Source organism: Allobosea sp. FBZP-16, from assembly GCF_002831785.1.
In the GTDB taxonomy this organism is placed as follows: Bacteria; Pseudomonadota; Alphaproteobacteria; order Rhizobiales; family Beijerinckiaceae; genus Allobosea; species Allobosea lupini.
In genome coordinates, this window is the sequence record NZ_LNCQ01000022.1 from 114563 (window position 1) to 137917 (window position 23355).

The following is a 23355-nucleotide window of genomic DNA, read 5'->3' on the forward strand; positions in this document are numbered from 1 at the left end:
GGAATTGGAAAAATTTGCTAAGTGATTGGGTTTGCTGGCGAAGAAGTCTTCCTCATCGCCTCGCGCTTGTCCCCATGCAAAGAAGATCTATCAAGTCACGTTTTCGTTTGCAGTGCAGCAAAATCACCGAGCGGCAAATCCGCAACAGCGGCCGCTTCGTTCACCCTTGCGGAAAGTTCGCCGAAATCGGGCTTAACCACCCCTTAAAAGCGCCATGTTTGAATCCTGTCTGGAAAACGCCGGGCTGCGGATCGCAGCGCGGTGGCGGGGCCTGAACGGGGCGGGATGAACGACCGGTCGAAACGAGGCGGTGAGCGGCGCGAGCCGTCGTTCGAGCGTGCGCGCGACGATTACGGGCGCGACGACGGCGAATTGCGCCTGTCGGCCGAGGACCGCCCCTATCGCGGAGGAAAGAATTCGGTGGCACCGCGCCAGCAACCGCGCCGACCGCAGAACGAGCGCAGCAAGGGCGGCCGCAAGCCGCGCCGCAAGCGCGGCTCCTTCCTCGGCCGCATCTTCTATTGGGGCGTCGTCATGGGGCTCTGGGCGGTGCTCGCCGTCGGCGGGCTCGTCGCCTACCACGCCGCGCAATTGCCGCCGATCGACCAGCTAACCGTCCCGAAGCGGCCGCCGAACATCGCGATCCTCGCGGCCGACGGCACGCTGCTCGCCAATCGCGGCGAGACCGGCGGACGCACGATCACCATCGGTGAAGTCCCGCCCTATCTGCCGAAAGCCTTCGTCGCGATCGAGGACCGGCGCTTCTACGACCATTTCGGCATCGATCCGATCGGCCTCGGCCGCGCCATCGTTAACAACCTGACCAAGCGCGGCGGCGTCCAGGGCGGCTCGACCCTGACCCAGCAGCTCGCCAAGAACCTGTTCCTGACCCAGGAGCGCACGGCGGCGCGCAAGATCCAGGAAGCGATCCTCTCGCTCTGGCTGGAGCGGACCTACACCAAGGACCAGATCCTCGAGCTCTATCTCAATCGCGTCTATTTCGGCTCGGGCGCCTATGGCGTCGAGGCGGCGGCGCAGCGCTATTTCAACAAGTCGGCGCGTTCGGTCTCGGTCGCCGAAGCCGCCATGCTCGCCGGCCTCGTCCAGGCGCCCTCGCGCCTCGCGCCCAACCGCAACCCGGAAGCGGCGGAGAAACGCGCCCAGCTGGTGATCTCGGCGATGGCAGAGCAGGGCCTGATCTCGCAGGCCACGGCCAAGACCGCGCTCGGCGCACCGGCCGAGGTGCCAGAGCGCGTCGGCGCCGGCTCGGTCAATTACGCCGCCGATTACGTCATGGACGTGCTCGACGACTTCATCGGCGCGATCGAGGGCGACGTCACCGTGCTGACCACGGTCGACACCAAGCTACAGAGCTCGGCGGAAAACATCCTTGTCGAGGCGCTCTCGGCGCAGGGCGCCAAGCTCAACGCCTCGCAGGGCGCGGTGGTCTCGCTGGCGCCGGACGGGGCGATCCGCGCTTTGATCGGCGGGCGCGACTACACCAAGAGCCAGTTCAACCGCGCCACGGCCGCGCATCGCCAGCCGGGCTCGTCCTTCAAGCCCTTCGTCTATCTCACCGCGCTCGAGAAGGGCATGACGCCGGATACGATCCGCGACGACTCGCCCGTCTCGATCAAGGGCTGGGAGCCTGAGAACTATTCGCGCACCTTCCGCGGCCCGGTGACACTGCAGACCGCCTTCGCCCATTCGCTGAACACGGTCGTGGCGCGCCTGATCCAGGAGGTGACGCCGCGCGAGGTCGTGCGCACGGCCCAACGCCTCGGCGTCAACTCGTCCCTGCAGGCCAATCCGTCGCTGTCGCTCGGCACCTCGGAGGTGACGCCGCTGGAGATGACCGCGGCGTATGCGACCTTCGCCAATGGCGGCCAGTCGGTGCTCCCCTATGTCATCCGCGAGGTCAAATCGACCAGTGGAAAGGTCGTCTATGCCCGCAAGGCGAATAATTTCGGCCCGGTGATCCAGCCGCAGACGCTCTCGATGATGAACTCGATGTTCCATGCAGTGATGACCGGCGGCACCGGCAGCAAGGTCAACATTCCCGGCTGGGAGGTCGGCGGCAAGTCGGGCACGACGCAGGATTATCGCGACGCCTGGTTCGTCGGCTTCACCGGCCGCCTCGTCACCGCCGTCTGGGTCGGCAATGACGACAATTCGACGATGAAGCGCGTCACCGGTTCCGGCCTGCCGGCCGAGATCTGGGGCAAGTACATGAAGACGGCCCATGCCGGCCAGCAGCCGATCCAGCTGCCGGGCGGGCTCTGGCAGTCGGCGCCGAAGTCGATCTTCGATGGCGGCGAGCCGGTCGCCGGCGTCGCGCCCTCGCCACGGACTCAGCCGGTCGCTTCCGGCGACCGCGCCTGGACCCCGCCGGCGCCGCAGGAGAAGAACTTCTTCGAGCGCCTGTTCGGCGGCTGACCCCTTAGGTCCCGCGCGGCTTGGCCCGCGTCGTCGGTGCCGCCGCAGCAGGATCGTCTGGCCAGGGATGGCGCGGATAGCGACCTTTCATCTCGCTCTTCACCGCAGCCCAGGAGCCTCGCCAGAAGCCCGGCAGGTCGCGGGTGATCTGGATCGGCCGGTGTCCGGGCGAGAGCAGCTCCAGCACCAGCGGTACCCGCCCACCGGCGAGCGAAGGGTGCTGCGCCAGCCCGTAGAGCTCCTGCACCCGGACCGAAATCGTCGGCCCGGCCTCGGCACCATAGTCGACCGCGAGTTGCGAGCCCGTCGGCGCGGTAAAATGCGTCGGCGCCTCCGCATCGAGCCGCCGCTTCAACTCCCAGGGCAGCAGGGTCGACAGGGCCGCATCGAGATCGCTCGGCGTGATCGCCGCCAATGAATTGCGCCCGACAATGTGTGGGGCCAGCCAATCCACGGACGCCTGGGCGAGCCCGCTATCGGACAGATCGGGCCAGCCGGCATCCTCTCCCTCTGCCGCGCGCAGGAAGGCGACGCGCTCGCGCAATTGCGCCTGCGCCTTGCTCCAGGGCAGCGTCTCGATGCCAGTGATGGCGAGGCCCTTTGCCAGCACCTCGGCATTCTCCGGGGACGACTCGACCGGCAAGGGCCGCTCGGCCAGCACCAGCGCGCCGTATTTGCGGACGGCTCGGGCCCGCAATGCCCGTGCCTGCCGGTCGAAGAGGGTCTCGTTGCGCTCGGACAGCCCGATCCGGATCAGGCCGGAGGCGGCGAGCGCGGCGATCTCGGCCTCGCTCATCGCGACGGCGCTGAGGATGCGGGCCTGCTGGGCGCTGCCGGTCATCTCGCCGACGACGAGATAGGGCTCGCGCGCCAGCCTCTGGCCGGGTTCGAGGCCAGCGCCCCGACCATTTGCCAGCAGGTACTGGCCGGAGCCGGGCTGGCGCGCCTTGGCGACGCGATCCGGAAAGGCGAGGCCGAGCAGGAAACCGGGCGAGAGCGGCTGCTCCGCGCCGGCCTTGACCTTGCTCGCCGCCTGCCTCGCCCAGCCCTCGGCGAGGCGGCGCATGTCGGCCGCGCGGCCGCCGCGCTCGCGGCCGAAGCGCTCCAACCGCTCGGACAGGTCGATCGCATCGCCGCCGAGCCCGCGCTCGACCAGCAGCGCCGCCAGCAGGGCGGCGGGCTCGGCCTGGCGAAGATGCGCCGCACCGACGACCATATGCGCCAGCCGCGGTGGCAGCGGCAGGCCCTGCAGCGCCTTGCCGTCTTCGGTGATCCGCCCGTCGGAATCGAGCGCGTCGAGGTCGTTCAGCAGCGTCCGCGCTTCTTTCAGCGCCGGCGCCGGCGGCGGGTCGAGGAAAGCGAGCGTGGTCGGATTGGAGACGCCCCAGGCGGCGCAGTCGAGCAGTAGCGGCGCGAGGTCGGCCGAGAGGATTTCCGGGCGGGCGAAGGCTTCGAGCGCGCCGTTGCCCGCCTCCTCCCAGAGGCGATAGCAGATGCCGGGCTCGGTGCGGCCGGCGCGGCCTCGGCGCTGGTCGCAGGCTGCCCGGCTGGCGCGTTGGGTGACGAGGCGGGTGACGCCGATGTCGGGCTCGTAGAGCGGCACACGGGCGAGGCCGGAATCGATGACGACGCGCACGCCCTCGATCGTCAGCGAGGTCTCGGCGATCGACGTGGCTAGCACGACCTTGCGCCTGCCCTTGGGCGCCGGCAGCACGGCGCGGTCCTGCTCGGCCTGGTCGAGCGCACCATAGAGCGGCGCGATCTCGATCGCTGGATTGCGGATCTTCTCGCGCAAGCGCTCCTCGACGCGGCGGATATCGCCCTGGCCGGGCAGGAAGACGAGTAGGGAGCCGGCCTGTTCGTTCAGCGCCTGCAGCACGGCCTCGCTGACCTGATCCTCGATGCGCTTCAGCGGGTCGCGGCCGAGATAGCGCGTCTCGACCGGATAGGCGCGGCCCTGGCTCTCGATCACCGGGGCATCGCCGAGAAGCCTGGCGACGCGCGCGCCGTCCAGCGTCGCCGACATCACCAGGATGCGCAGGTCCTCGCGCAGGCCGACCTGCGCATCGAGCGCCAGCGCCAGCCCGAAATCGGCATCGAGCGAGCGCTCGTGGAATTCGTCGAACAGCACGGCGGCGACGCCGTCGAGCGCGGGATCGTCGAGGATCATCCGGGCGAAGACGCCTTCGGTGACGACCTCGATCCGCGTCTTCGGGCCGATCTTCGAGCCGAGCCGGACGCGCAGGCCGACCGTCTCGCCGACGCGCTCGCCCAATGTCTGTGCCATGCGATTGGCCGCGCCGCGGGCTGCGAGGCGCCGCGGCTCCAGCACGATCAGCTTGCCGCCGCTGGTCCAAGGCTCATCCAGCAGAGCGAGCGGCACACGCGTGGTCTTGCCGGCGCCGGGCGGAGCGACGAGCACGGCGCTCGACTTCTCGCGCAGCGAGTTAGCGAGTGCGTCGAGAACCGCGTCGATCGGGAGGGCTGTATCGAAGGCGCGCATGCGCCTGCGATGTGGCGCAGGCGGCGCTGCTGTGCAAGCCGCCTCAGGCCGCCTGCCGCAATCCGACCGTAAACGGCGTCATGCTGACGGTGCCGGCCCTGACCGAGACCAAAGTGTTGCAGGGCAGCGCCTGCCAGCAATCGCGGGCGGCATCGACCGGCTCGGAGGCGATCACCACGGCATCGCCGCGATCGCAGAGATAGAGCGTCGGCGGCTTCGGATCGGACGACCAGCGCACCGCATGGATCGTCTCGCCGTCGGCCAGCGCGGCGGCGCAGCGCAAGGGCTCGCGCACGCCGGCTTCCTGCATCAGCGCGAATGCATCGCCGAGCGCGCCCGCCAGGGCATCGCCAGGCGCAGCGCCCTCGGCGATGCGGGCCAGTGCCAGCAGGAACAGCGCCTCGGAATCGGTCGTGCCGACACGCGCGCCGTAGAGCCCGTCGGGGATCAGGTTCTCGAGCCTGCGCCGGATCAGGGCGTAGCCGCCGATCTGGCCATTATGCATGAACAGATGCCGGCCATGGACGAAGGGGTGGCAGTTCGCCCGCGTCGTCGCCGTTCCGGTCGCGGCACGCACATGCGCGAAGAACAGATGCGAGCGCACCAGTCGCGCGATCGAGAGCAGGTTCTCATCCGACCAGGCCGGCCTGATCTCACGATACTGGCCGGGCTCGGCCCGCTCGCCATACCAGCCGACGCCGAAGCCGTCGCCATTGGTGCCGGTCTTGGCCTCCTCGGCATGCAGCGATTGGTGGATCAGCGAATGGCAGGGCGAGGCGATGAAGTCCTCGAGAAAGACCGGGGCGCCGGCATAGGCGAGGAAACGGCACATGGTAGTCCCGAATCAGGTGCGGGCGGGACGCCGCAGGAGAAGATTATTCCACGAGAATGAACGCCTGCATAACGATTTGGAGCTAGCCGCTGCGGTTGCCGCTCCCATAGCCTTGCTATAACCGTCGCGGCGATGGGGTGACGACGAGGTCCCGCGACAAGCGGGCGGGGGAAGGGCCGATATTCATGCTGACGAAGCTCGCCGGCGCGGCGCTCCTGTTCGCCCTTTTCCCCGAGGCAGCCTTCGCCGCAGGCGACATCGGCGGAGCGACCATGGGCGTCGCCTGGGCCCTGCCCTTCGCCGGCATGCTGCTCTCGATCGCGCTCGGCCCGATCCTGTTCCCGCATTTCTGGGAGCTGAACTACGGCAAGTTCGCTGCCTTCTGGGCCGTGCTGGTGGTCGTGCCGCTCGCCCTGTTCCGTGGCTTCGATCCGGCGCTCGGCGCCTTGCTGCACACCGGGCTGCTCGAATACGTCCCCTTCATCATCCTGCTCTTCGCGCTGTTCACCATCGCCGGCGGCATCCTGATCACCGGCAACCTGCACGGCACGCCGGCGACGAACACCGTGCTGCTCGCGATCGGCACGCTGATGGCGAGCTTCGTCGGCACCACCGGCGCTTCGATCATCATGATCCGTCCGGTGCTGCGGGCCAACGACAACCGGCGTTTCAACGTCCATGTCGTCGTCTTCTTCATCTTCCTGGTCTCGAACATCGGCGGCTCGCTGACGCCGCTCGGCGACCCGCCGCTCTTCCTCGGCTTCCTGCGCGGGGTCTCCTTCTTCTGGACGACGACACATCTGCTGCCGGAGACGCTGTTCGCGGTCGTCGTCCTGCTCGCCTTGTTCTACGCGCTCGACAGCTGGTTCTTCCGCAAGGAGGAGAATTTCCCGCCGCTGCGCGACCCGACGCCGGACCGGGCGATCAAGCTGTTCGGCAAGGTCAACATCCTCCTGCTTGGCGGCGTCATCCTCGCCATCCTGATGTCGGCGAGCTGGAAGCCGGGCGTTGCCTTCACCATCCACGGCATCGCCGTCGAATGGCAGAACCTGGCACGCGACCTCATCCTGCTGGCGCTGGCCGGCCTCTCGCTCACCCTGACACCCAAGCCGGTGCGCGCCGGCAACGAGTTCAGCTGGGGGCCGATCAAGGAGGTCGCCAAGCTCTTCGCCGGCATCTTCGCCTGCATCATCCCGGTGCTGGCGATGCTGCAGGCAGGCCGCAACGGCGCCTTCGCCCCGCTGGTCGCCCTCGTCAGCAATCCTGACGGCAGTGCCAACAACGTCGCCTATTTCTGGCTGACCGGCGGCCTGTCGTCCTTCCTCGACAACGCGCCGACCTATCTCGTCTTCTTCGAGCTTGCCGGTGGCAATGCGCAGGCTCTGATGACGACCGGTGCCCTGACGCTGACCGCGATCTCGGCCGGCGCCGTCTTCATGGGCGCCAACACCTATATCGGCAACGCCCCCAACTTCATGGTCTACGCCATCGCCAAGGACCGGAAGGTCGCGATGCCGAGCTTCTTCGGCTACATGCTCTGGTCGGGCGCGATCCTGATCCCGCTCTTCGTGCTGCAGACGCTGATCTTCTTCCGCTGAGGCGCGTGCCGGCAGCATAGACACCGGTCGGATGCGCGCCTAAAGGGGCGGCTTCCGAAGGAAGCCCCGATGCCCCTGCGCCCCGACACGCTGGCGATGACCGCCGTCCTCGCCATGCTGACGGCGCTGGGCCCGCTCTCGACCGATTTCTATCTGCCGTCGCTGCCCGAGATCGCGCGGGTGATGGGTACCGATTTCGCCGGCGCGCAGGCGACGCTCTCGGCCTTCCTGTTCGGCTATGCCGCCGGCCAGATCATCTGGGGGCCGCTCTCGGACCGGCTCGGCCGCCGTCCGGTGCTGATGATCGGCCTTGGCCTGTTCATCGCCACCACGCTCGCCTGCGCCTTCGCGCCCTCGATCGAGGCGCTGATCGGCGCCCGTTTCGCCCAGGCGGTCGGGGCGTCCGGGCCGATCGTGCTCGGCCGTGCCATGGTTCGCGACCTCTATGAGGGGCCGCGCGCCGGCCGCGAACTCGCCCGCATGGGCATGATCATGGGCCTCGTCCCGGCGATCGCCCCCGTGGTCGGCGGCCTGCTGCAGAACGCCTTCGGCTGGCGCTCGACCTTCCTGGCCTCGCTCGTCTTCGCGCTCACCATGCTCGCCATCATCGCGACGATCATGCCGGAGACCCTGCGCCAGCGCTCGCCCGACGGCCTGTCGCTGCCGGCGATCTTCCGCGGCTACAGGCTGCTGCTGCGCAACCCGGCCTACCGCGTCTATGTCGCGCTGACCTCGCTGGCCTATGCCGGACTCTTCGCCTTCATCTCCGGCTCGTCCTATGTGCTGATGGGGGTCTACGGCCTGTCGGCGCCCGCCTATGGCCTGTCCTTCGGCTGCGCCGTGCTCGGCTTCATCCTGGGCACGATCATCGCGCAGCGCCTGGTCGGCCGCCGCGGCCTCGACGGCGTGATCGGGCTCGGCGTCATCTGCCTCGCCGCCGGCGGGCTCGCCATGCTGGCCGGCGTCGCGACCGGCTTCGGCGGGCCGTTCGGGGTCGTCGCCCCGATGGCGCTCTATGCCTGCGGCGTCGGCCTCGTCATGCCGCAGGCGCAGGCGTCGGCGATGATGCCCTTCCCGGACCGGGCCGGCGCGGCGTCCTCGCTGACCGGCCTCTGCCAGATGCTGCTTGCGGCCTGTGTCGGCCTGCTGGTCGGCCATCTTCTCAAGGGCAGCGCCCTGCCGCTGCCTGCCGTGATGTCGGTGATCGGGGTGGCGACGCTGATCGTCTTCCGCGTCAGCGCCGCAATCCGCGCTGGCAAGACCTGAGCGTCAGTTCCCCATCCGGTCGCGCCATTGCCGCTCGCCCTGCATGCAGGAGACGCGCGGCGCCTTCGCCTGCGCCTTCTGGATCAGGGCATCCGGGCCAGAGGCCGGCATCTCGGCGATCTCGCGCACCAGCTTCGTTCTGGTCGCATCGACGAATTGGTTGCGTTCGCGGATCGGGATCACGAAGGCGCCGACGCCGGTGACGACGCAGTCCTCGTAGTAGACGTCGAGATTGTCGATGTCGAAATAGCTCGCCTGCTTCAGCATCACCGGCAGGCCGTTGATCGCGATGCCCTTGTCGCGCGCAGCGTCGCGGGCAGCCGTCACCGGGCGCCCGTCATTGTTGGCGCCGTCGCCGGAGATGTCGATGACGCGGCGCAGCGGCGTCACATTGCTCTTCTCGAGCAGGGCGACGGCAAGATCGATCGCGCCGGAGATCGAGGTGCGCCGCCCGCGCCGCGTCGGCGCTTCGCCGAGCTCCTCGGCGAAGGCGATCGCCGATTGCGGGGTCTCGATCACCGTCCAGGGGCGGACGATGTGCTGGAAATCGCCGCCCGCCCATTCGAAATAGGTGACGGCGATCTTGCCGATCGCGCCCTTGGCGATGGCATCATGCAGCACCTTCGAGCGGAAGGCCTCGATATAGCCGTTGCGCTGCAAAGCGAGCTCGTCGAGGTCCATCGAATAGGACACGTCGACTGCCAGCACGAGGGCGACATCGACCTCTTCGGGCGGCGCGCTGGCCTGTTGCGCGTCGGGCGCCGATGCAGGCCAGGCGCCGGCGGCGGCGAGACAAAAGAGACCGAACAGCCAGCGCCGCATCGAAACCTCCGTCATCTGTCGTCGAAGCGTGACGCCGAAAGGAGGATGGTTTCGGGCGAAGGCAGGCTTCAAACGAATGTCGTCGAAGTCTGCGCTCGGTTTCGATTCGCGCAAAGCACGAAAACGCGACTATGAGCCGGAAAAGTGAGCATCGGCCTGCCCAAAGCGATACCGCGATGGGATTATCCGCGCCGGCGATCCTCGACGATGGCGAGCGCCGCCTGGAAGGCCTCCTCGACGCCGAGCGCCGAGGTGTCGAGCTGCACCGCATCCTCAGCCGCCTTCAGCGGCGCATCGCCACGGCCTGAATCCCTGGCGTCGCGCCGGCGGATATCGGCGAGGATGCCGTCGAGCGTAGCGGCTTCGCCCCGCCCCGCCAGCTCCTTGTGCCGGCGCGCGGCACGGACCTCGGGGGTCGCGGTGACGAAGAGCTTTACCGTCGCCTCAGGGCAGATCACCGTGCCGATGTCGCGCCCGTCGAGCACCGCCCCTTCCCCTGCCGCGGCGAAGCGGCGCTGCCGGTCGATCAGCGCCCGCCGGACGGCGGGGATCGCCGCCACCACCGAGGCGGCCTCGCCGATCTCGCGGCCACGCAGCCGCGATTCGTCCATAGCAGCATCGTCGAAGCCGGCCGCGCTCGCCGCTGCGGCCTGCGCATCGTCGAGCGCCTCGCCGGCATCGAGCATGGTGCGGGCGACCATGCGGTAGAGCAGGCCGGTGTCGAGATAGGGCAGGCCGTAATGGGCGGCGAGCCGGCGCGCCAGGGTGCCCTTGCCGGAGGCTGCCGGCCCATCGACGGCGATGACCAGCCCGTCGGCCTGCTGGGTCGGAGAGGCGGAGGGCTGGGTCGCGGGCACGATTCTCGGTCTTTCGTCAGTGCGCTGGTGAAGGCAGAGTTCTAAAGCACCGGGTGCACCGATGCGAAGCGGTTTTGCGCCCGGCGTCGCCAGCTTGCGCGGCAGCCAAATCAATATTTGACAGCGACGCTTCGCCCGACTAACGGACGCCCCTGCTTTTTACGAACCCTGTACGAACTTGAAGGTCCGACGCCGTGGCGAAACCGGAACTTGGTACCAAGCGCGTTTGCCCGGTCACGGGCCGCAAATTCTACGATCTCGACAAGGATCCGATCGTCTCGCCCTATACCGGCCAATCCTATCCGCGCTCGCTGTTCGAGCCGCAGGCCAAGGCGGCGGCAGCTCCAGCGGCCAAGCAGGCGGACGACGAGGATGAGACGGAGGCCGCCGACGGCGCGGTCGAACTCGTCTCGCTCGACGACGCCGATGCCGAGGCCGCCGAGAAGGAGCCGGTGGTCACCAGCGACGACGACATCGAGATCGAGGATGACGGCGACGCCAGCGATGACGACGACACCTTCCTGGAAGAGGACGAGGAAGGCGACGACGACGTCTCCGACCTGATCGATGGCGACATCGAAGGCGACGAAGACGCCTGATCAACGGCAGGATCGCGTCAAATCGCGCGCCTGAAAAAAGCGCGACGATAACGTGACATCAGTGCTTGTGTCTTGGCGCAAGCTTGCCTATAGAGCGCTTCGTCGCTGCGGCGACGAACGCGGACCGCCTCGAAAGAGCCCTCGGTCAGCGACGATTTCCCGGCCTTTCCCCAAGAAGGCCGGCAAAGTGGGGCCATAGCTCAGTTGGGAGAGCGCTTGAATGGCATTCAAGAGGTCGGCGGTTCGATTCCGCCTGGCTCCACCAAATCTCTCCTAACCGACATTTGCGAACGACCGGTGCCGGCTCTGACTGAGGCCGGCTTTTCCGTTTTGACGGTGTCCCGGTCGATCCGGGCGCGCTCGCCGCTCAACGACAGACGACGCTCTGTCCGCGCATGGCACAGGTCGAGGTAACGCGCTCGTCGGCTGGCGGTGCGTAGGTCGGCGCGACATCCGCCGGCACATAGCGCGATCCATCGCTTTGCATCGGATCGATGCCCGCGGACATGCCGGTCGCGGTGCAGCCGGCCAGCAACAGGCAGCACGCGGCCGCGAAGAGCTTTGTCATGAGAACTCCTTACTGGAGCGATCCTGCCGGTATGCGCCAGCGAAGTCACGTGCCGAGACGCGACTTTGCCCTGATGGCGTCGATCAACGGATTCCGTGAGGAACTGCGGAGGACTGCAACCGTCGTGGTTCCGAGGAGTCAGCCGAGCTCGGGGCAGGTGTGCTCGGAACGGAGACACGAACACCATCCATCGACTCGTACTGCCGGCGGACCGCATGCACCCTGCTTTCAGGACGCGTGCGGCCCCGAAATGAGAATATCCTTTTGAATCTTCAGCGTAATGAGCGATGAAAATCCCAAATTCTGAAGTGAATTCAGTCTATTTATTTCTGTCGGTCGCATCAATCTTTCAAAATGACAGTGCGGAAATCGAGTAATAATTTCCCGAACGAACCGTTCTTTTTAAAAAACACTTCTCTTGACCACCTGCTCTGCTGGCCGCCATCGTGAATGACCAGGGATGCACGCTTCGCATCCCGCCAGATCATTCGCTCCATGCGAGGTGCGCGATGTCCAGTGCCGGCCGACAGCTCACGCTCAACCTGTTCATCTATCCTGGTGGCCACCATGAGGCGGCCTGGCGCTACAAGGAGTCCGAGCCGGCGCGCGTGCTCGACATCCGCTACTATCAGGAGCTGGCGCAGAAGGCGGAGGCTGCGAAGTTCGACGCGATCTTCTTCGCCGACGGGCCCTCGCTGCCGGAGAATGTGCGCTACTCTTCGCGCGTTCGCTTCGAGCCCATCACCTGGCTGACCGCGATTGCCGCGGCGACGGAGAAGATCGGCCTGATCGGCACGGCCTCGACCACCTATAACGAGCCTTACAACCTCGCCCGTCTGTTCGCTTCGCTCGACCACATCAGCGGCGGCCGCGCCGGCTGGAACATCGTCACCACCAGCGATGCCGGGGCCGCCCATAATTTCGGGCTGCCCGAGCATCCGCCGCATGGCGAGCGCTACGAGAGGGCCCGCGAGTTCCTGAACGTCGTCACCAGGCTCTGGGACAGCTGGGAGGACGACGCCCTCGTCGCAGACGCGCAAAGCGGCGTCTTCGCCGATGCCGACAAGGTTCATCGCATCGACCATGTCGGCAAGCATTACCGCGTCCGCGGGCCGCTCAACGTCTCGCGCTCGCCGCAGGGGCGGCCGGTCTATGTCCAGGCCGGCTCCTCCGAGGATGGCCGCTCCTTCGCGGCCCAGTTCGCCGAGGCGATCTTCACCGCGCACCAGACGCTTGCCAGCGCGCAGGAATTCTATTCAGACATCAAGACCCGTGCGGTGGCGCTCGGCCGCCGGCCGGACCATCTGCGCGTCCTGCCGGGGATCAGCCCGTTCCTCGGCTCTACGGAGGCCGAGGCGAAGCGGCTGGAGCAGGAGATCGACGATCTGATCCAGCCGGCCGCCTCGCTCGACCAGCTCAAGCGGATGATCGGCGTCGACCTCGGCGGCTATGATCTCGACGGGCCGGTGCCGCGCCACATCATCGATACCAATGGACCAAAGGGACTGGCGAGCCGGTTCCAGCTCGTCGTCGACATCGTCGACCGCGAGAACCCGACGATCCGCCAGTTGATCCGGCGCCTTGCCGGAGCGCGCGGGCATCGCGTCGTCGTCGGCACGCCCGAGCATGTCGCGAACGAGATCCAGACCTGGTTCGAGCAGGGCGCTGCCGACGGCTTCAACGTCATGCCGCCCTATCTCACCGGCGGCTTCGACAGCTTCGTCGCCGAAGTCGTGCCGATCCTGCGCAAGCGCGGCCTGTTCAGGCAGGAGTATTCCGGCACGACGCTGCGCGACCATTACGGGCTGCCGCGCCCGGAGAGCGTCTTCGCTACGGAGCAGCGCCAGAGCGCCTGAGCCTGCCTGCGGAGGTTTCCAATCCAGCCATGACGCGACGGGCCTTGCCAGGCCCCGCAGAGGACATCCGATGAAATTCAGCTACGTCCTGCCATTCGCGGCCGCCTTGCTGGTCGGCCCGGCCGCAGCCCAGCCCTTGGCGGAGAGCGCGCCACTTCCCGAGCGGGTTCCGCCGGGCACGACTTTGGTGATCGGCGATCCGCAGACCAAGGTCGCGCTCACCCTGTCGGGAGAGCTTGCCAAGCTGCCCTTCAAGGTCGAATGGGCCAATATCTCCGGCGGCCCGCAGACGATCGAGGCGTTTCGGGCCAAGGCGCTCGATATCGGCTCGGTGGCCGACATCCCGCCGATCCACGCGCAATGGACCGGACTCGAGGTCAGGATCGTCGCCGCCAAGTTCCGGCGCGATCCGATCGGCCATCCGATCTATGTGATCGCCACCGCCCCCGGTTCCGGCATCACCAAGCTCGAGGAGATCAAGGGGCGCAAGATCGCCTTCAGCCCGGGCCAGGCCCAGGGCGCGCTGGTCCTGCGCGTCCTGAAGAAGCTGAACCTCAGGCATGACGAGATCCAGCTCGTCGAATTGCCGAGCGTCGGCGACGCCTATGTCAACGCCCTCGCCAGCAAGCTGGTCGACGCCGCGCCGATCGCCGAAGCGAACAAGCAGCGCTTCGTCCAGAACTATGAGCGGGACGGCGCCAAGGCGTTGCCGCACGGCCTGCGCGACGATCCGGCCTATCTCTATGTGGTGAAGGCCTCGCTGGAGGATCCCGGCAAGGCGGCGGCGATCCGCGCCTATGTCCAGGCCTGGGGCCGCGCCGCGAAATGGATCGAGACCCATCCCGAGGAATGGATCAAGGGCTATTACGTCAAGGACCAGGGGCTAAAGCCCGATTCCGGGCGCTTCCTGGTCGAATCCAATGGCGATCCCGATGTGCCGCTTGACTGGAACGGGGCGATCGAGCGCCAGCAGGAAACCATCGATCTCCTCGCTGCCGAACTGAAGAAGCCGGTGCTCAAGGCCGCGACGCTGTTCGACCAACGCTTCGAGCGGATCGCCGGCGCGGCCTATCAGGGAGAGTGAGCCATGGCCGATCTCTCGCTCACCGGCGGACAGGGCGCCGTCGACCCGGGCTGGCTCCGGCTCCGTCGCGGCCAGACCAACGGTGCGGTCGACAAGCCGCGCCGCCGGCGCAAGCTCGGCCCGGGCCGGCCGATCCCCTATGGCGCCGCGCTCGGCCCGGCCCTGCTGCTGATCCTCTGGAGCATCGGCTCGGCCACGGGCTTCATCGACGACCGCATCCTGTCGGCGCCGTGGACGGTGGCGACGACAGGCTGGGAGCTGATCCAGGACGGGCGCCTGCAGGAGAATCTCTGGACCTCGTTCCAGCGCTCCTTCTGGGGACTGTTCTGGGGCATCGTCGCCGGCGCCTCGCTCGGCGTCATCGCCGGCCTCAGCCGTATCGGCGAATACCTCGTCGACGGCCCGATCCAGATCAAGCGCGCCATTCCGGCGCTGGCGCTGATCCCGCTGCTGATGCTCTGGTTCGGCATCGGCGAGGGCATGAAGATCCTTACCATCGCGCTGATCACCTTCGCGCCGATCTATATCCAGACCCATGACGGCCTGCGCTCGACCGATGCCCGCTTCATCGAGCTGGCCGAGACGCTCGATCTCTCCAACGGCCAGTTCCTGCGCCATGTCGTGCTGCCGGCGGCGCTGCCCGGCTTCCTGCTCGGCCTGCGCTTCGGTGTGACCTATTCCTGGCTTGCGCTCGTCGTGGTCGAGCAGGTCAACGCCACCTCCGGCCTCGGCTACATGATCAACCTCGCCCGCACCTATGGCCAGACCGAGGTCATCATCCTGTGTCTCGCCGTCTACGCCGCGCTCGGCCTGAGCTCGGACTGGCTTGTCCGCTTCATCACCCGAAAGGCTCTGCCATGGCGCAAGATTCTGGCCGACTGACCCAGCAGCCCGTGGTCGCGGTCCGCGGCCTGACCCGCCGCTATGGCGAGTGCACCATCATCGACAATGTCGATCTCGACATCGGCCGCGGCGAGTTCGTCGCCCTGCTCGGCCGCTCCGGCTCCGGCAAGAGCACCTTCCTGCGGGCGCTCGCCGGGCTCGATCATGGCGTGCCAGGCTCCGGCCGGCTCGGCATCCCCGACGCGGTTTCGGTCGTCTTCCAGGATGCGCGCCTGCTGCCCTGGAAAAGCGTCGTCGACAATGTCTCGCTCGGGCTGAAGGGCGCGACGCCGCGCGAGCGCGCTCTGCACGCTCTCGCCGAGGTCGAGCTGACGGCGCGGGCAAGGGCCTGGCCGATGCAGCTCTCCGGCGGCGAGCAGCAGCGCGCGGCGCTGGCCCGCTCGCTGGTGCGCGAGCCGGAACTCCTACTGCTCGACGAGCCATTCGGCGCGCTCGATGCGCTGACCCGCCTGCGCATGCAGGCGCTGCTGCTCGATCTCTGCGCCCGCCATCGCCCAGCGGTATTGCTCGTTACCCATGACGTCGACGAAGCGATCCATCTCGCCCAGCGCGTGCTGGTGCTCGACCAGGGTCGCTTCACCGTCGACCTCAAGATCGACCTGCCGTCCGAGGCCGGGCCGCGGCAGCGGCGCTTCGCCGAGGTGCGCAGCGAATTGCTGACGAGCCTCGGCGTGACCCAGGAGGAGCTGCGCCGCGTCGCCTGAGCAACCAGGCTACTTCTTGATCGCCGGGCAGGCGCTCTGGGCGAGCGGGCGGAAGGCCTGGTCGCCGGGTATGGTGGCGACGAGGTCGTAGAGGTCCCACTCGCCCTTCGACTCGGCCGGCTTCTTGACCTGGAAGACGTAGAAGTCGTGCACCATGCGCCCGTCCTCGCGCAATTTGGCGTTGCGAACGACCTCATCCTCGATCGGGACCTCACGCATCTTGGCGATCACGGTCTTGGCCTCGTCCGACTTCGCCGCGACGACCGCCTTGAGATAGTGCCGGACCGAGGAATAGACGCCGGCCTGGATCGCCGAGGGCACCGCGCCATGCGCCGTCTTGAAGCGCTCGGAGAAGGCGCGGGTGCGCTCGTCGATGTTCCAGTAGAAGCCCTCGGTCAGGATCGTGCCTTGCGCCGAGGCGAGGCCGACGCTCTTCACGTCCATCGCGGTCAGGAAGAAGGCGACCAGCTTCTGCTTGTCCTGGCCGATGCCGAAATCGCGGGCGGTCTTGATCCCGGCGACGGTATCGCCGCCGGCATTGGCGAGCGCGATCAGGTCGGCACCCGAGCCCTGCGCCGTCAGCAGCTGCGAGGAGAGATCAACCGCAGGGAAAGCATGCCGGACAGAGCCGACATAGGTGCCGCCCTTGGCGGTGACGAGCGTCTTGGCATCGGCCTCGAGCTGGTGGCCGAGCGCGTAATCGGCGGTGACCAGATACCATTTGGTGCCGGGCTTGGTCAGGTGATTGGCGATGCCGGCGACCTGGACATAGGTGTCCCACATCCACTGGACGACATGGTCGGGCTGGCAGGCATCGCCGGTCAGGCGGGCCGTGCCGCCGGGGAAGAGGCCGACCCGGTTCTTGTCCTTCAGCAACGGCGGGATGGCGAGCTGCAGCGACGCGTTGGACATGTCGGCGAGGACGTCGACGCCCTGCCGGTCGATCCATTCGCGGGCGATCGCCGAGCCGATATCGGCCTTGTTCTGATGGTCGGCCGAGACGATCTCGATCTTCATGCCCTGGCATTCGGCCTTCAGGCAGTCCTCGACCGCCATGCGGGCGGCCGTGATCGAGCCCTTGCCGGTGATGTCGGAATAGACGCCGGACATGTCGGTCAGCACGCCGATCTTGACGGCGCCGTCCGAGATCTCGGCCGCGGCGGGCAGTGCTCCGAGCAATGCGGTGGTCAGAGTGAGCGCCGAAACCAGAGCCTTCATGTGAATTCCTCCCGTGCTTGTCGTTTGTCGTGGCTAGCGGTCGTGCCAGTGCGCCATCGGCAGGCCGGCGACCGGTGATCTGAAACTGGGAATGCGGCTGCCGCGCAGGCTGCCGATATGGGCGGTACGAAGGTCCGCGCCGCCGAAGGTGATGCTGGCGAACCAGGGGGCGATCGTGCCGCCGCAGGCGAGCATCAATTCGGGCGTTGCCTCGTCGCGAGCAAAGGCGGCCATCAGCGCCTTGCCGGCAGTGCTGCCGCGATCGTCGTCGAGCAGGATGCGCAGCTCGCCCTCGGGCGTGATCGCGAAGACCCGGTCGAGCATCACATGCGTGCCCCAGAGATTGCCATGGGCGTCGAACGCGATGCCGTCGATGAAGGCGCCATGATCGCTCGGGCCGAAGATCTCGCGGTCGGTCAGGCTGCCATCGGCCCCGACCCGCAATCGCGTCACCCGGCAGGCGCAGGTCTCGGCGACGTAGAGCCATTCCTCGGTGGCATCGAGACGGATCTCGTTGGTGAAGGCGAAGCCATCGGCGACGATGCGCAGGCGTCCGCCATCATAGAGCGCGACATAGCCGTCGCGGACATTGGGGCTCATCGCCCGCATCCAGTTCCTGGTCCGCGTCGAGATCGTCAACCAGATCCGGTCCTTGCTGTCGCGCAGCACGAAATTGACCTTGCCGATCGCCTGCCCGTCGATGCTGTCGACGAGCACGCGCGTCTCGCCCGAGCGAGTCATCAGCTCCAGCCGGTCGGTGCCGAAATTCGAGATGAGGACATCGCCATTGCGGGCGAAGGCAAGGCCATTCGGCAAGGTGCCGGAGACAAAGCGCGCCTCCTCGTCGGCGGCCTCGGCAAAGCCGCGGCTCGCCGTCTGCGTGATCAGCAGCTGCGTGCCGTCCGGCCGGATATGGACGACGCCGCCGCGCGCATCGGCTGACCAGAGCGAGCCGTCGCGCTCGGCCAGGATGCACTCCGGCCGCTGCAGGCCCTCGCCGACATAGGTGATCGCGGCGGGATCGATGGCAAAGCCGTCAAGCGGGTTGGGGGTGGGTGACATCAGAAGTTCACGCGGTCGCCGCCCTTGAGGCCGAGCGTCGCGCGGGCCTCATCGGGCGTCGCGATCTCGTAGCCGAGCTCCTCGACGATGCGGCGGATCTTGGCGACCTGCTCGGCATTGGACGTGGCGAGCTTGCCCCTGCCGATGAACAGGCTGTCCTCGAGCCCGACGCGAACATTGCCGCCGAGCATCGCAGCCTGCGTGCAGAACGCCATCTGGTGGCGTCCGGCCGCGAGCACCGACCAGTGGTAGTCCTTGCCGAACAGTTTGTCGGCGGTGCGCTTCATGAACATCAGATTGTCGAGATCGGCGCCGATGCCGCCGAGGATGCCGAAGATCAACTGTAGGAAGACCGGCGGCCGGAACCAGCCGCGATCCAGGCAATGAGCGAGATTGTAGAGGTGCCCGACATCGTAGCATTCGTGCTCGAATTTGGTGCCGTGGCCCTCGCCGAGCAGTTTGTAGATGCGCTCGATGTCGCCGAAAGTGTTGCGGAAGATGAAGTCCTTGGTACCCGCGAGATAAGGCTGCTCCCAGGGATGCTTCCAGTCCCTGTACTTCTCCGCGAGAGGGTGCAGCGCGAAGTTCATCGAGCCCATATTGAGCGAGCACATCTCCGGCGCGGCCTTGAGCGGCGCGGCGAGGCGCTCCTCGACGGTCATGGTCAGGCCGCCGCCGGTGGTGATGTTCACGACCGCATCGGTCGCCTGCTTAGGGCTCGGACCCATAAAGTAGTTGGCTTTGGCGGCTCGGCGTGATTCACGGCTTCCGGGAGGAGGCACGGATGAATCGGGATCGTTTCTGGCTCACAGACGCGCAATTTGCTCGGATCGAGCCGCATCTGCCGACGGATACGCGCGGCAAGCCTCGTGTTGACGACCGCCGCGTGATCAGCGGCATCGTTCATGTCCTGAAGTCCGGCGGGCGGTGGATCGATGCGCCGCCTGACTATGGGCCACGCAAGACGCTCTACAACCGCTATGTCCGCTGGGCTGCCAAGGGCGTCTGGGTCGATCTCTTCCATGCTCTGGCCAGCGCTGGCGGCCCCCCGGCCCAGGTGCTCATCGACTCCTCCGCCGTGAAGGCGCACCGCTCGGCCTCGGGCGGAAAAGGGGGGAACGTAACCAGGCCATCGGCCGCTCGCGCGGCGGGCGCACGACCAAAATCCACGCGCTGACCGATCGCGACTGCCGGCCCATCGCCTTCCTGCTCACCGGCGGACAGGTCGCTGATTGCACGGCCGGATCGGCCTTGCTGAAGCAGATGCCGGCCGCTCGAATCCTCCATGGCGACAAGGGCTACGACAGCAATGCCATTCGCCGCCAGGTCGAGGAGAACGGCACGATGCCCAACATCCCGCCCAAGGCCAACCGGCGCTGGAAGAACTGCTTCTCGCCCGTCCTCTACCGAGATCGAAACGCCATCGAACGCATGTTCTGCCGCCTCAAGGACTTCCGCCGCGTCGCAACCCGATACGACCGCAACGCCGTCAACTTCCTCGCGGCCGTCTGCATCGCCGCGACCGTCAGCTATTGGTTGTGAGTCCGGACCCTAGAAGGCTTTGACCCGGTGCTTCCCGCGGGCTGGGCTTGGTCGCGCGTCGATGGGGCGGGCGAGGTGACCCTCGGCCGCCAGCGTTCACCCAAGCATGAACGCGGCAAGCACATGCGGCCCTATCTTCGGGTCGCCAACGTCTATGAGGATCGGATCGATACCTCGGACGTGCTCCGCATGAACTTCGAGCCTGAGGAAGTGGCCATCTATGAATTGCGCGACGGGGACATTCTGCTGAACGAGGGACAGAGCCCTGAGCTGGTGGGTCGCCCAGCGATCTACCGAGGTGAGGTGCCGGGCGCGTGCTTCCAGAATACGCTTATACGCTTCAGAGCGTATGAGCACGTGGACCCCAATTACGCGCTGTTGGTCTTTCGACACTACATGCATTCGGGTGTTTTCAAATCCATTGCCCGGTGGTCGACCAACATTGCCCATCTAGGCTCAGGACCTATTAAATTGCTTGCATGACGGGCGTTGCTCTGATTCCCGATAGGGATCGGGGAGGCGTTGATGAGCGATCTTTTGTGGTTGTCGGACAGGCAGATGGCGGTGATTGCGCCGTTCTTTCCGTTGGCGCACGGCGTACCTCGGGTGGATGACCGGCGGGTGGTGTCGGGGATCGTGTTCGTGATCCGGAACGGCCTGCGCTGGCGCGATGCGCCGTCGGCCTATGGGCCGCACAAGACGCTGTATAATCGGTTTGTGCGCTGGAGCCGCCTGGGGGTGTTCGACCGCATCTTCGCGGCCCTGGCCGGACAGGCGGGAGAGCCGGACGCCATCATGATCGACAGCACCCACCTGAAGGCGCATCGCACGGCGGCGAGCCTGCTCAAAAAGGGGATGTTCCCCGCCGCATCGGGCGAACCAAGGGCGGCCTGAACTCCAAGCTGCACACCGTCTGCGACGACCGGGGGCGGCCCCTGGTCATGCTGCTCACCGAAGGCCAGATGAGCGACCACAGGGGCGCCGCCCTCATGCTGGGCGCCCTGCCGCGCGCCCGCGTCCTCATCGGCGACAGGGGCTACGACAGCCGCGGCTTCCGCGACGCTCTCGCCGCCCGCGGAACCGACGCCTGCATCCCCTCAAGCCGCAGCCGCAAGATCCCAATCCCCCACGACCCGGCCGTCTATCGCCGCCGACACAGGATCGAGAACCTCTTCGCCCGCCTCAAGGACTGGCGCCGCATCGCCACCCGCTACGACCGGTGCGCCCACACCTTCATGGCCGCCATCACCATCGCCGCCATCATGATCTTCTGGATCAATGAGTCCTGAGCCTAATCCGCGGCAGGAACTCCATGAACACCGCCGGATCGGGTGTCGGGCGGCCATCCCGGGGATCGCGCGCGTGCAGATGCAGGATCGCCGCGCCGGCTTCCGCTGCCGCGATCGCCTGGCTGGCGATCTCGTCCGGCGTGATCGGCAGATGGTCCGACATGGTCGGCGTATGGATGCCGCCGGTGACGGCGCAGGTGATGATGATCTTGCTCATGAGGCTTTCCTTCGTCCCTGCGCTCAGACCGGTAGAATGGCGACTGCCCGTGTCCAGCCGGCCGAGCCGTTGCGGACCTTCACCGGCAGGCAGCTGATGGTGAAGCCGCTCGCCGGCAGCGCTTCGAGATTGTGCAGCTTCTCGATCTGGCAGTAGCCGGCCTCGCGCCCGGCCTTGTGTCCCTCCCAGATCAGCGAGGCGTCGCCGGTCTGCGCAAAGCGGCGGGCGGTGTGGCTGAATGGCGCATCCCAGCTCCAGCCATCGGTGCCGACCACCTTGATGCCCTGCCGGACCAGATGCAGCGTCGCCTCGCGGCCGAAGCCGCAGCCGGAATCGACATAATCGGCCTCGCCATAGCGCGCGCCCGCCCTTGTGTTGGCGACGACGATCTCCAGCGGACTCAAAGTATGGCCGATCCGCATAAGCTCGGCGTCGATCTCGGCGGGGCTGACGACGTGGCCATCGGGGAGATGGCGGAAATCCAGTTTCACGCCCGGCTGCAGGAACCATTCCAGAGGGCATTCGTCGATCCGGAGCGCTGGCGCGCCACCATCTTGCGTCGGGTGATAATGCCAGGGCGCATCGACATGGGTGCCGTTATGGGTCGAGATCGTCGCGAGCTCGACTGCCCAGCCCATTCCGCCCGGGAGTTGCTCGGGCTTCAGGCCGGGAAAGGCCGCCGCGACGTCCTTCGCCGTGGCCTCGTGCGTGCGATAGTCGATTTTGACCTTCTGGAAGGGCGGGTCGGCAGGAACGTCGTTCTCAAGTGGAATCGACAGATCGACGAGGCGGCCTGGCAGCATGCCGGTATGCCCTCCCTTGAGGATGCGTTCTCTTTGGTTCGAATTTGGACGAACGTCCGACCTATAGCAGGGCGCCATGTTTCTGGTAAGAGGGGAATCGCTGGATTCTGGAGGGGCAAGATGTCCGCGATGCCGACGCGCGACCGTATTCTCGACGCTGCCGAACGGCTCTTCGCCGAGCGCGGCGGCGCCGACGGCGCCTCGATGCGTGACCTTGCGGCCGCGGCCGGCGTGCGGCTCTCGCAGCTCAGCTATCATTTCGGTTCGAAGGAGGCGCTCTACCGCGCCGTCTTCGCCCGCCGGGCGCATGCCCTGGCGTTGGCGCGCGCCCAGGCTCTGGGCGAGGCCATGGCCCGGCCGGTGCTCGACGTCGGCGAGATCGTCGCCGCCTTGATCGGCCCGTCCGTGCGCCAGCGCTTCAGCGAAGGCGTGCAGGGCGCGGCCTTCGCCATGATGACCGCCCGCGAGGCGGTCGACCCGCGCGAGGCGGCACGCGGCGTGGTCGCCGAGCATTTCGACCCGACAGCGCGGCAGTTCGTCACGGCGCTGGGCAAGCTTTACCCGCAGGCGCCGGAGGGCGCGCTTGTCGACGCTTATCTCTTCATGGTCGGCGCGCTCGTCATGACCATGGCCGCCGGTGACCGCGCCAGCCGGCTCGACCAGCCGCGCGAGGCGGTGCCGGTCGTGGAGAATGCCGAGCACCTGCTGCAGCGCCTGACCAGCTTCTGCGCCGCCGGTATCGACGGCCTGCTGCGAGGCCGCTAAGCCGGCCTGCCGTCTGCAAACAAGCGGGGAACATCATGCGCCGCGAGATCATCGAAGTCCCCGTCATCTCCGAGGCGATCCGCCGGCTCGGTGCGCCGACTTCGGCGCTGGCGCGCGTCGGCGACCTGCTCTTCACCTGCGGCATGCCGCCGATCGATGTCACCACCGGCGAGATCGTCAGTGGCGATATCGAGACGCAGACCCGCGCCGCGATGGAGGCGCTCGCCGTGACCCTGCGCCATGGCGGCGCCTCGCTCGACGCCGTCGTCAAGGCGACGATCTTCGTCACCGATCCAGCGCTGATGGCCGGAGTGAATGCGGTCTACCGCACCTTTTTCAGCGACGGTTTTCCGGCCCGGACCAGCGCCGCGATCCGGCCCTGGCCATTGCCCTTCGACATCGAGATCGAATGCGTCGCCGCGATCGGCTGA

Annotated in this window: 21 protein-coding genes, 1 tRNA gene and 2 pseudogenes; 14 read left to right on the forward strand and 10 right to left on the reverse strand. The window is 67.2% G+C overall.

All coding sequences use genetic code 11. The features are described 5' to 3' along the window. The first annotated feature begins 285 nt into the window (after positions 1-285). Positions 286-2436: a transglycosylase domain-containing protein gene (locus CXY91_RS06815; RefSeq protein ID WP_100959904.1), complete on the forward strand. Its 2151-nt coding sequence runs from the start codon at positions 286-288 to the stop codon at positions 2434-2436. A 4-nt stretch (positions 2437-2440) separates the two neighbouring features. Here CXY91_RS06815 and hrpB read toward each other — a convergent pair whose 3' ends face one another. Further along, positions 2441-4939 carry an ATP-dependent helicase HrpB gene (hrpB, locus tag CXY91_RS06820; RefSeq protein WP_100959906.1) on the reverse strand — a complete coding sequence of 833 codons (2499 nt, stop codon included), beginning with the start codon at positions 4937-4939 and terminating at the stop codon, positions 2441-2443. 43 nt (positions 4940-4982) lie between these two features. Continuing rightward, complete coding sequence (locus CXY91_RS06825; protein WP_100959908.1) at positions 4983-5771, reverse strand: class II glutamine amidotransferase; 789 nt, start codon at positions 5769-5771, stop codon at positions 4983-4985. 185 nt (positions 5772-5956) lie between these two features. Between CXY91_RS06825 and CXY91_RS06830 the strand changes: the two genes are divergently transcribed. Together CXY91_RS06830 and CXY91_RS06835 are read left to right on the forward strand one after the other, a co-directional pair. After that, positions 5957-7369: a sodium:proton antiporter gene (locus CXY91_RS06830; RefSeq protein WP_100959910.1), complete on the forward strand. Its 1413-nt coding sequence runs from the start codon at positions 5957-5959 to the stop codon at positions 7367-7369. A gap of 69 nt (positions 7370-7438) precedes the next feature. After that, positions 7439-8635 (forward strand): multidrug effflux MFS transporter, encoded by a 1197-nt coding sequence (locus CXY91_RS06835; protein ID WP_100959912.1) that lies wholly within the window; start codon positions 7439-7441, stop codon positions 8633-8635. A gap of 3 nt (positions 8636-8638) precedes the next feature. Here CXY91_RS06835 and CXY91_RS06840 read toward each other — a convergent pair whose 3' ends face one another. After that, on the reverse strand, positions 8639-9457 hold the full coding sequence (locus CXY91_RS06840; RefSeq protein WP_091836049.1) for a DUF1194 domain-containing protein: 819 nt from the start codon (positions 9455-9457) through the stop codon (positions 8639-8641). A gap of 182 nt (positions 9458-9639) precedes the next feature. Next, entirely contained in the window at positions 9640-10314 is a 675-nt protein-coding gene (gene cmk / locus CXY91_RS06845) for a (d)CMP kinase (RefSeq protein WP_248307384.1), read from the reverse strand. Positions 10315-10508: 194 nt separating this feature from the next. Here cmk and CXY91_RS06850 point away from each other — a divergent pair, with 194 nt between their 5' ends. Together CXY91_RS06850 and CXY91_RS06855 are read left to right on the forward strand one after the other, a co-directional pair. Beyond that, the gene (locus tag CXY91_RS06850) at positions 10509-10913 is read left to right on the forward strand and encodes a TIGR02300 family protein (protein ID WP_091835185.1); all 405 of its coding nucleotides are present in this window, start codon (positions 10509-10511) and stop codon (positions 10911-10913) included. Positions 10914-11102: 189 nt separating this feature from the next. Beyond that, positions 11103-11178, forward strand: a tRNA-Ala gene (locus CXY91_RS06855). 102 nt (positions 11179-11280) lie between these two features. Here CXY91_RS06855 and CXY91_RS06860 read toward each other — a convergent pair. Then, positions 11281-11481, reverse strand: coding sequence for a hypothetical protein (locus CXY91_RS06860; RefSeq protein WP_100959914.1), 201 nt, complete (start codon positions 11479-11481; stop codon positions 11281-11283). A gap of 509 nt (positions 11482-11990) precedes the next feature. On the opposite strand from CXY91_RS06860, the gene CXY91_RS06865 reads away from it, so the two are divergent. From CXY91_RS06865 to CXY91_RS06880, 4 genes are all read left to right on the forward strand, one after another. After that, positions 11991-13337 carry an LLM class flavin-dependent oxidoreductase gene (locus CXY91_RS06865; protein WP_100959916.1) on the forward strand — a complete coding sequence of 449 codons (1347 nt, stop codon included), beginning with the start codon at positions 11991-11993 and terminating at the stop codon, positions 13335-13337. Positions 13338-13407: 70 nt separating this feature from the next. Then, positions 13408-14421, forward strand: a complete 1014-nt coding sequence (locus tag CXY91_RS06870; RefSeq protein ID WP_100959918.1) for an ABC transporter substrate-binding protein — start codon at positions 13408-13410, stop codon at positions 14419-14421. Between the two features lie 3 nt (positions 14422-14424). Beyond that, positions 14425-15303: an ABC transporter permease gene (locus CXY91_RS06875; RefSeq protein ID WP_100959920.1), complete on the forward strand. Its 879-nt coding sequence runs from the start codon at positions 14425-14427 to the stop codon at positions 15301-15303. Then, a complete protein-coding gene (locus tag CXY91_RS06880) occupies positions 15279-16028 on the forward strand; it encodes an ABC transporter ATP-binding protein (protein ID WP_100959922.1) in 750 nt (249 codons plus the stop codon). The genes CXY91_RS06875 and CXY91_RS06880 overlap by 25 nt, the downstream gene beginning before the upstream one ends. Positions 16029-16037: 9 nt before the next feature. Here CXY91_RS06880 and CXY91_RS06885 read toward each other — a convergent pair whose 3' ends face one another. The 3 genes and pseudogenes from CXY91_RS06885 to CXY91_RS06895 form a co-directional block, all read right to left on the reverse strand. Beyond that, a complete protein-coding gene (locus CXY91_RS06885) occupies positions 16038-17246 on the reverse strand; it encodes an ABC transporter substrate-binding protein (protein WP_100959924.1) in 1209 nt (402 codons plus the stop codon). A 33-nt stretch (positions 17247-17279) separates the two neighbouring features. Beyond that, the gene (locus CXY91_RS06890; protein WP_100959926.1) at positions 17280-18308 is read right to left on the reverse strand and encodes an SMP-30/gluconolactonase/LRE family protein; all 1029 of its coding nucleotides are present in this window, start codon (positions 18306-18308) and stop codon (positions 17280-17282) included. Continuing rightward, a pseudogene (locus CXY91_RS06895) lies at positions 18308-19030 on the reverse strand (beta-keto acid cleavage family enzyme); the annotation flags it as partial. The pseudogene CXY91_RS06895 and the gene CXY91_RS06890, both read right to left, overlap by 1 nt. Positions 19031-19092: 62 nt before the next feature. On the opposite strand from CXY91_RS06895, the gene CXY91_RS06900 reads away from it, so the two are divergent. The 3 genes from CXY91_RS06900 (at position 19093) to CXY91_RS06910 (ending at position 21139) form a co-directional block, all read left to right on the forward strand. After that, positions 19093-19850 (forward strand): IS5 family transposase gene (locus CXY91_RS06900; protein ID WP_100959932.1). Its coding sequence is split into 2 segments (ribosomal slippage): positions 19093-19426 and positions 19426-19850, totalling 759 coding nucleotides; the frame shifts between segments, so codons are not numbered across the junction. A 75-nt stretch (positions 19851-19925) separates the two neighbouring features. Continuing rightward, a complete protein-coding gene (locus CXY91_RS30065) occupies positions 19926-20333 on the forward strand; it encodes a restriction endonuclease subunit S domain-containing protein (RefSeq protein ID WP_158673294.1) in 408 nt (135 codons plus the stop codon). A gap of 42 nt (positions 20334-20375) precedes the next feature. Then, a protein-coding gene (locus CXY91_RS06910; RefSeq protein WP_099503638.1) for an IS5 family transposase occupies positions 20376-21139 on the forward strand; the annotation gives its coding sequence in 2 pieces (ribosomal slippage) (positions 20376-20709 and positions 20709-21139; 765 coding nt in all). Here the strand turns inward: CXY91_RS06910 and CXY91_RS06915 are convergent. Next, a pseudogene (locus CXY91_RS06915) lies at positions 21132-21356 on the reverse strand (3-keto-5-aminohexanoate cleavage protein); the annotation flags it as partial. The gene CXY91_RS06910 and the pseudogene CXY91_RS06915 sit on opposite strands and share 8 nt — an antisense overlap. A gap of 23 nt (positions 21357-21379) precedes the next feature. Next, a complete protein-coding gene (locus CXY91_RS06920) occupies positions 21380-22159 on the reverse strand; it encodes a cyclase family protein (protein ID WP_465246843.1) in 780 nt (259 codons plus the stop codon). 120 nt (positions 22160-22279) lie between these two features. Between CXY91_RS06920 and CXY91_RS06925 the strand changes: the two genes are divergently transcribed. Continuing rightward, positions 22280-22924, forward strand: coding sequence for a TetR/AcrR family transcriptional regulator (locus CXY91_RS06925; RefSeq protein ID WP_100959936.1), 645 nt, complete (start codon positions 22280-22282; stop codon positions 22922-22924). 35 nt (positions 22925-22959) lie between these two features. After that, a complete protein-coding gene (locus tag CXY91_RS06930) occupies positions 22960-23355 on the forward strand; it encodes a RidA family protein (protein ID WP_091835155.1) in 396 nt (131 codons plus the stop codon).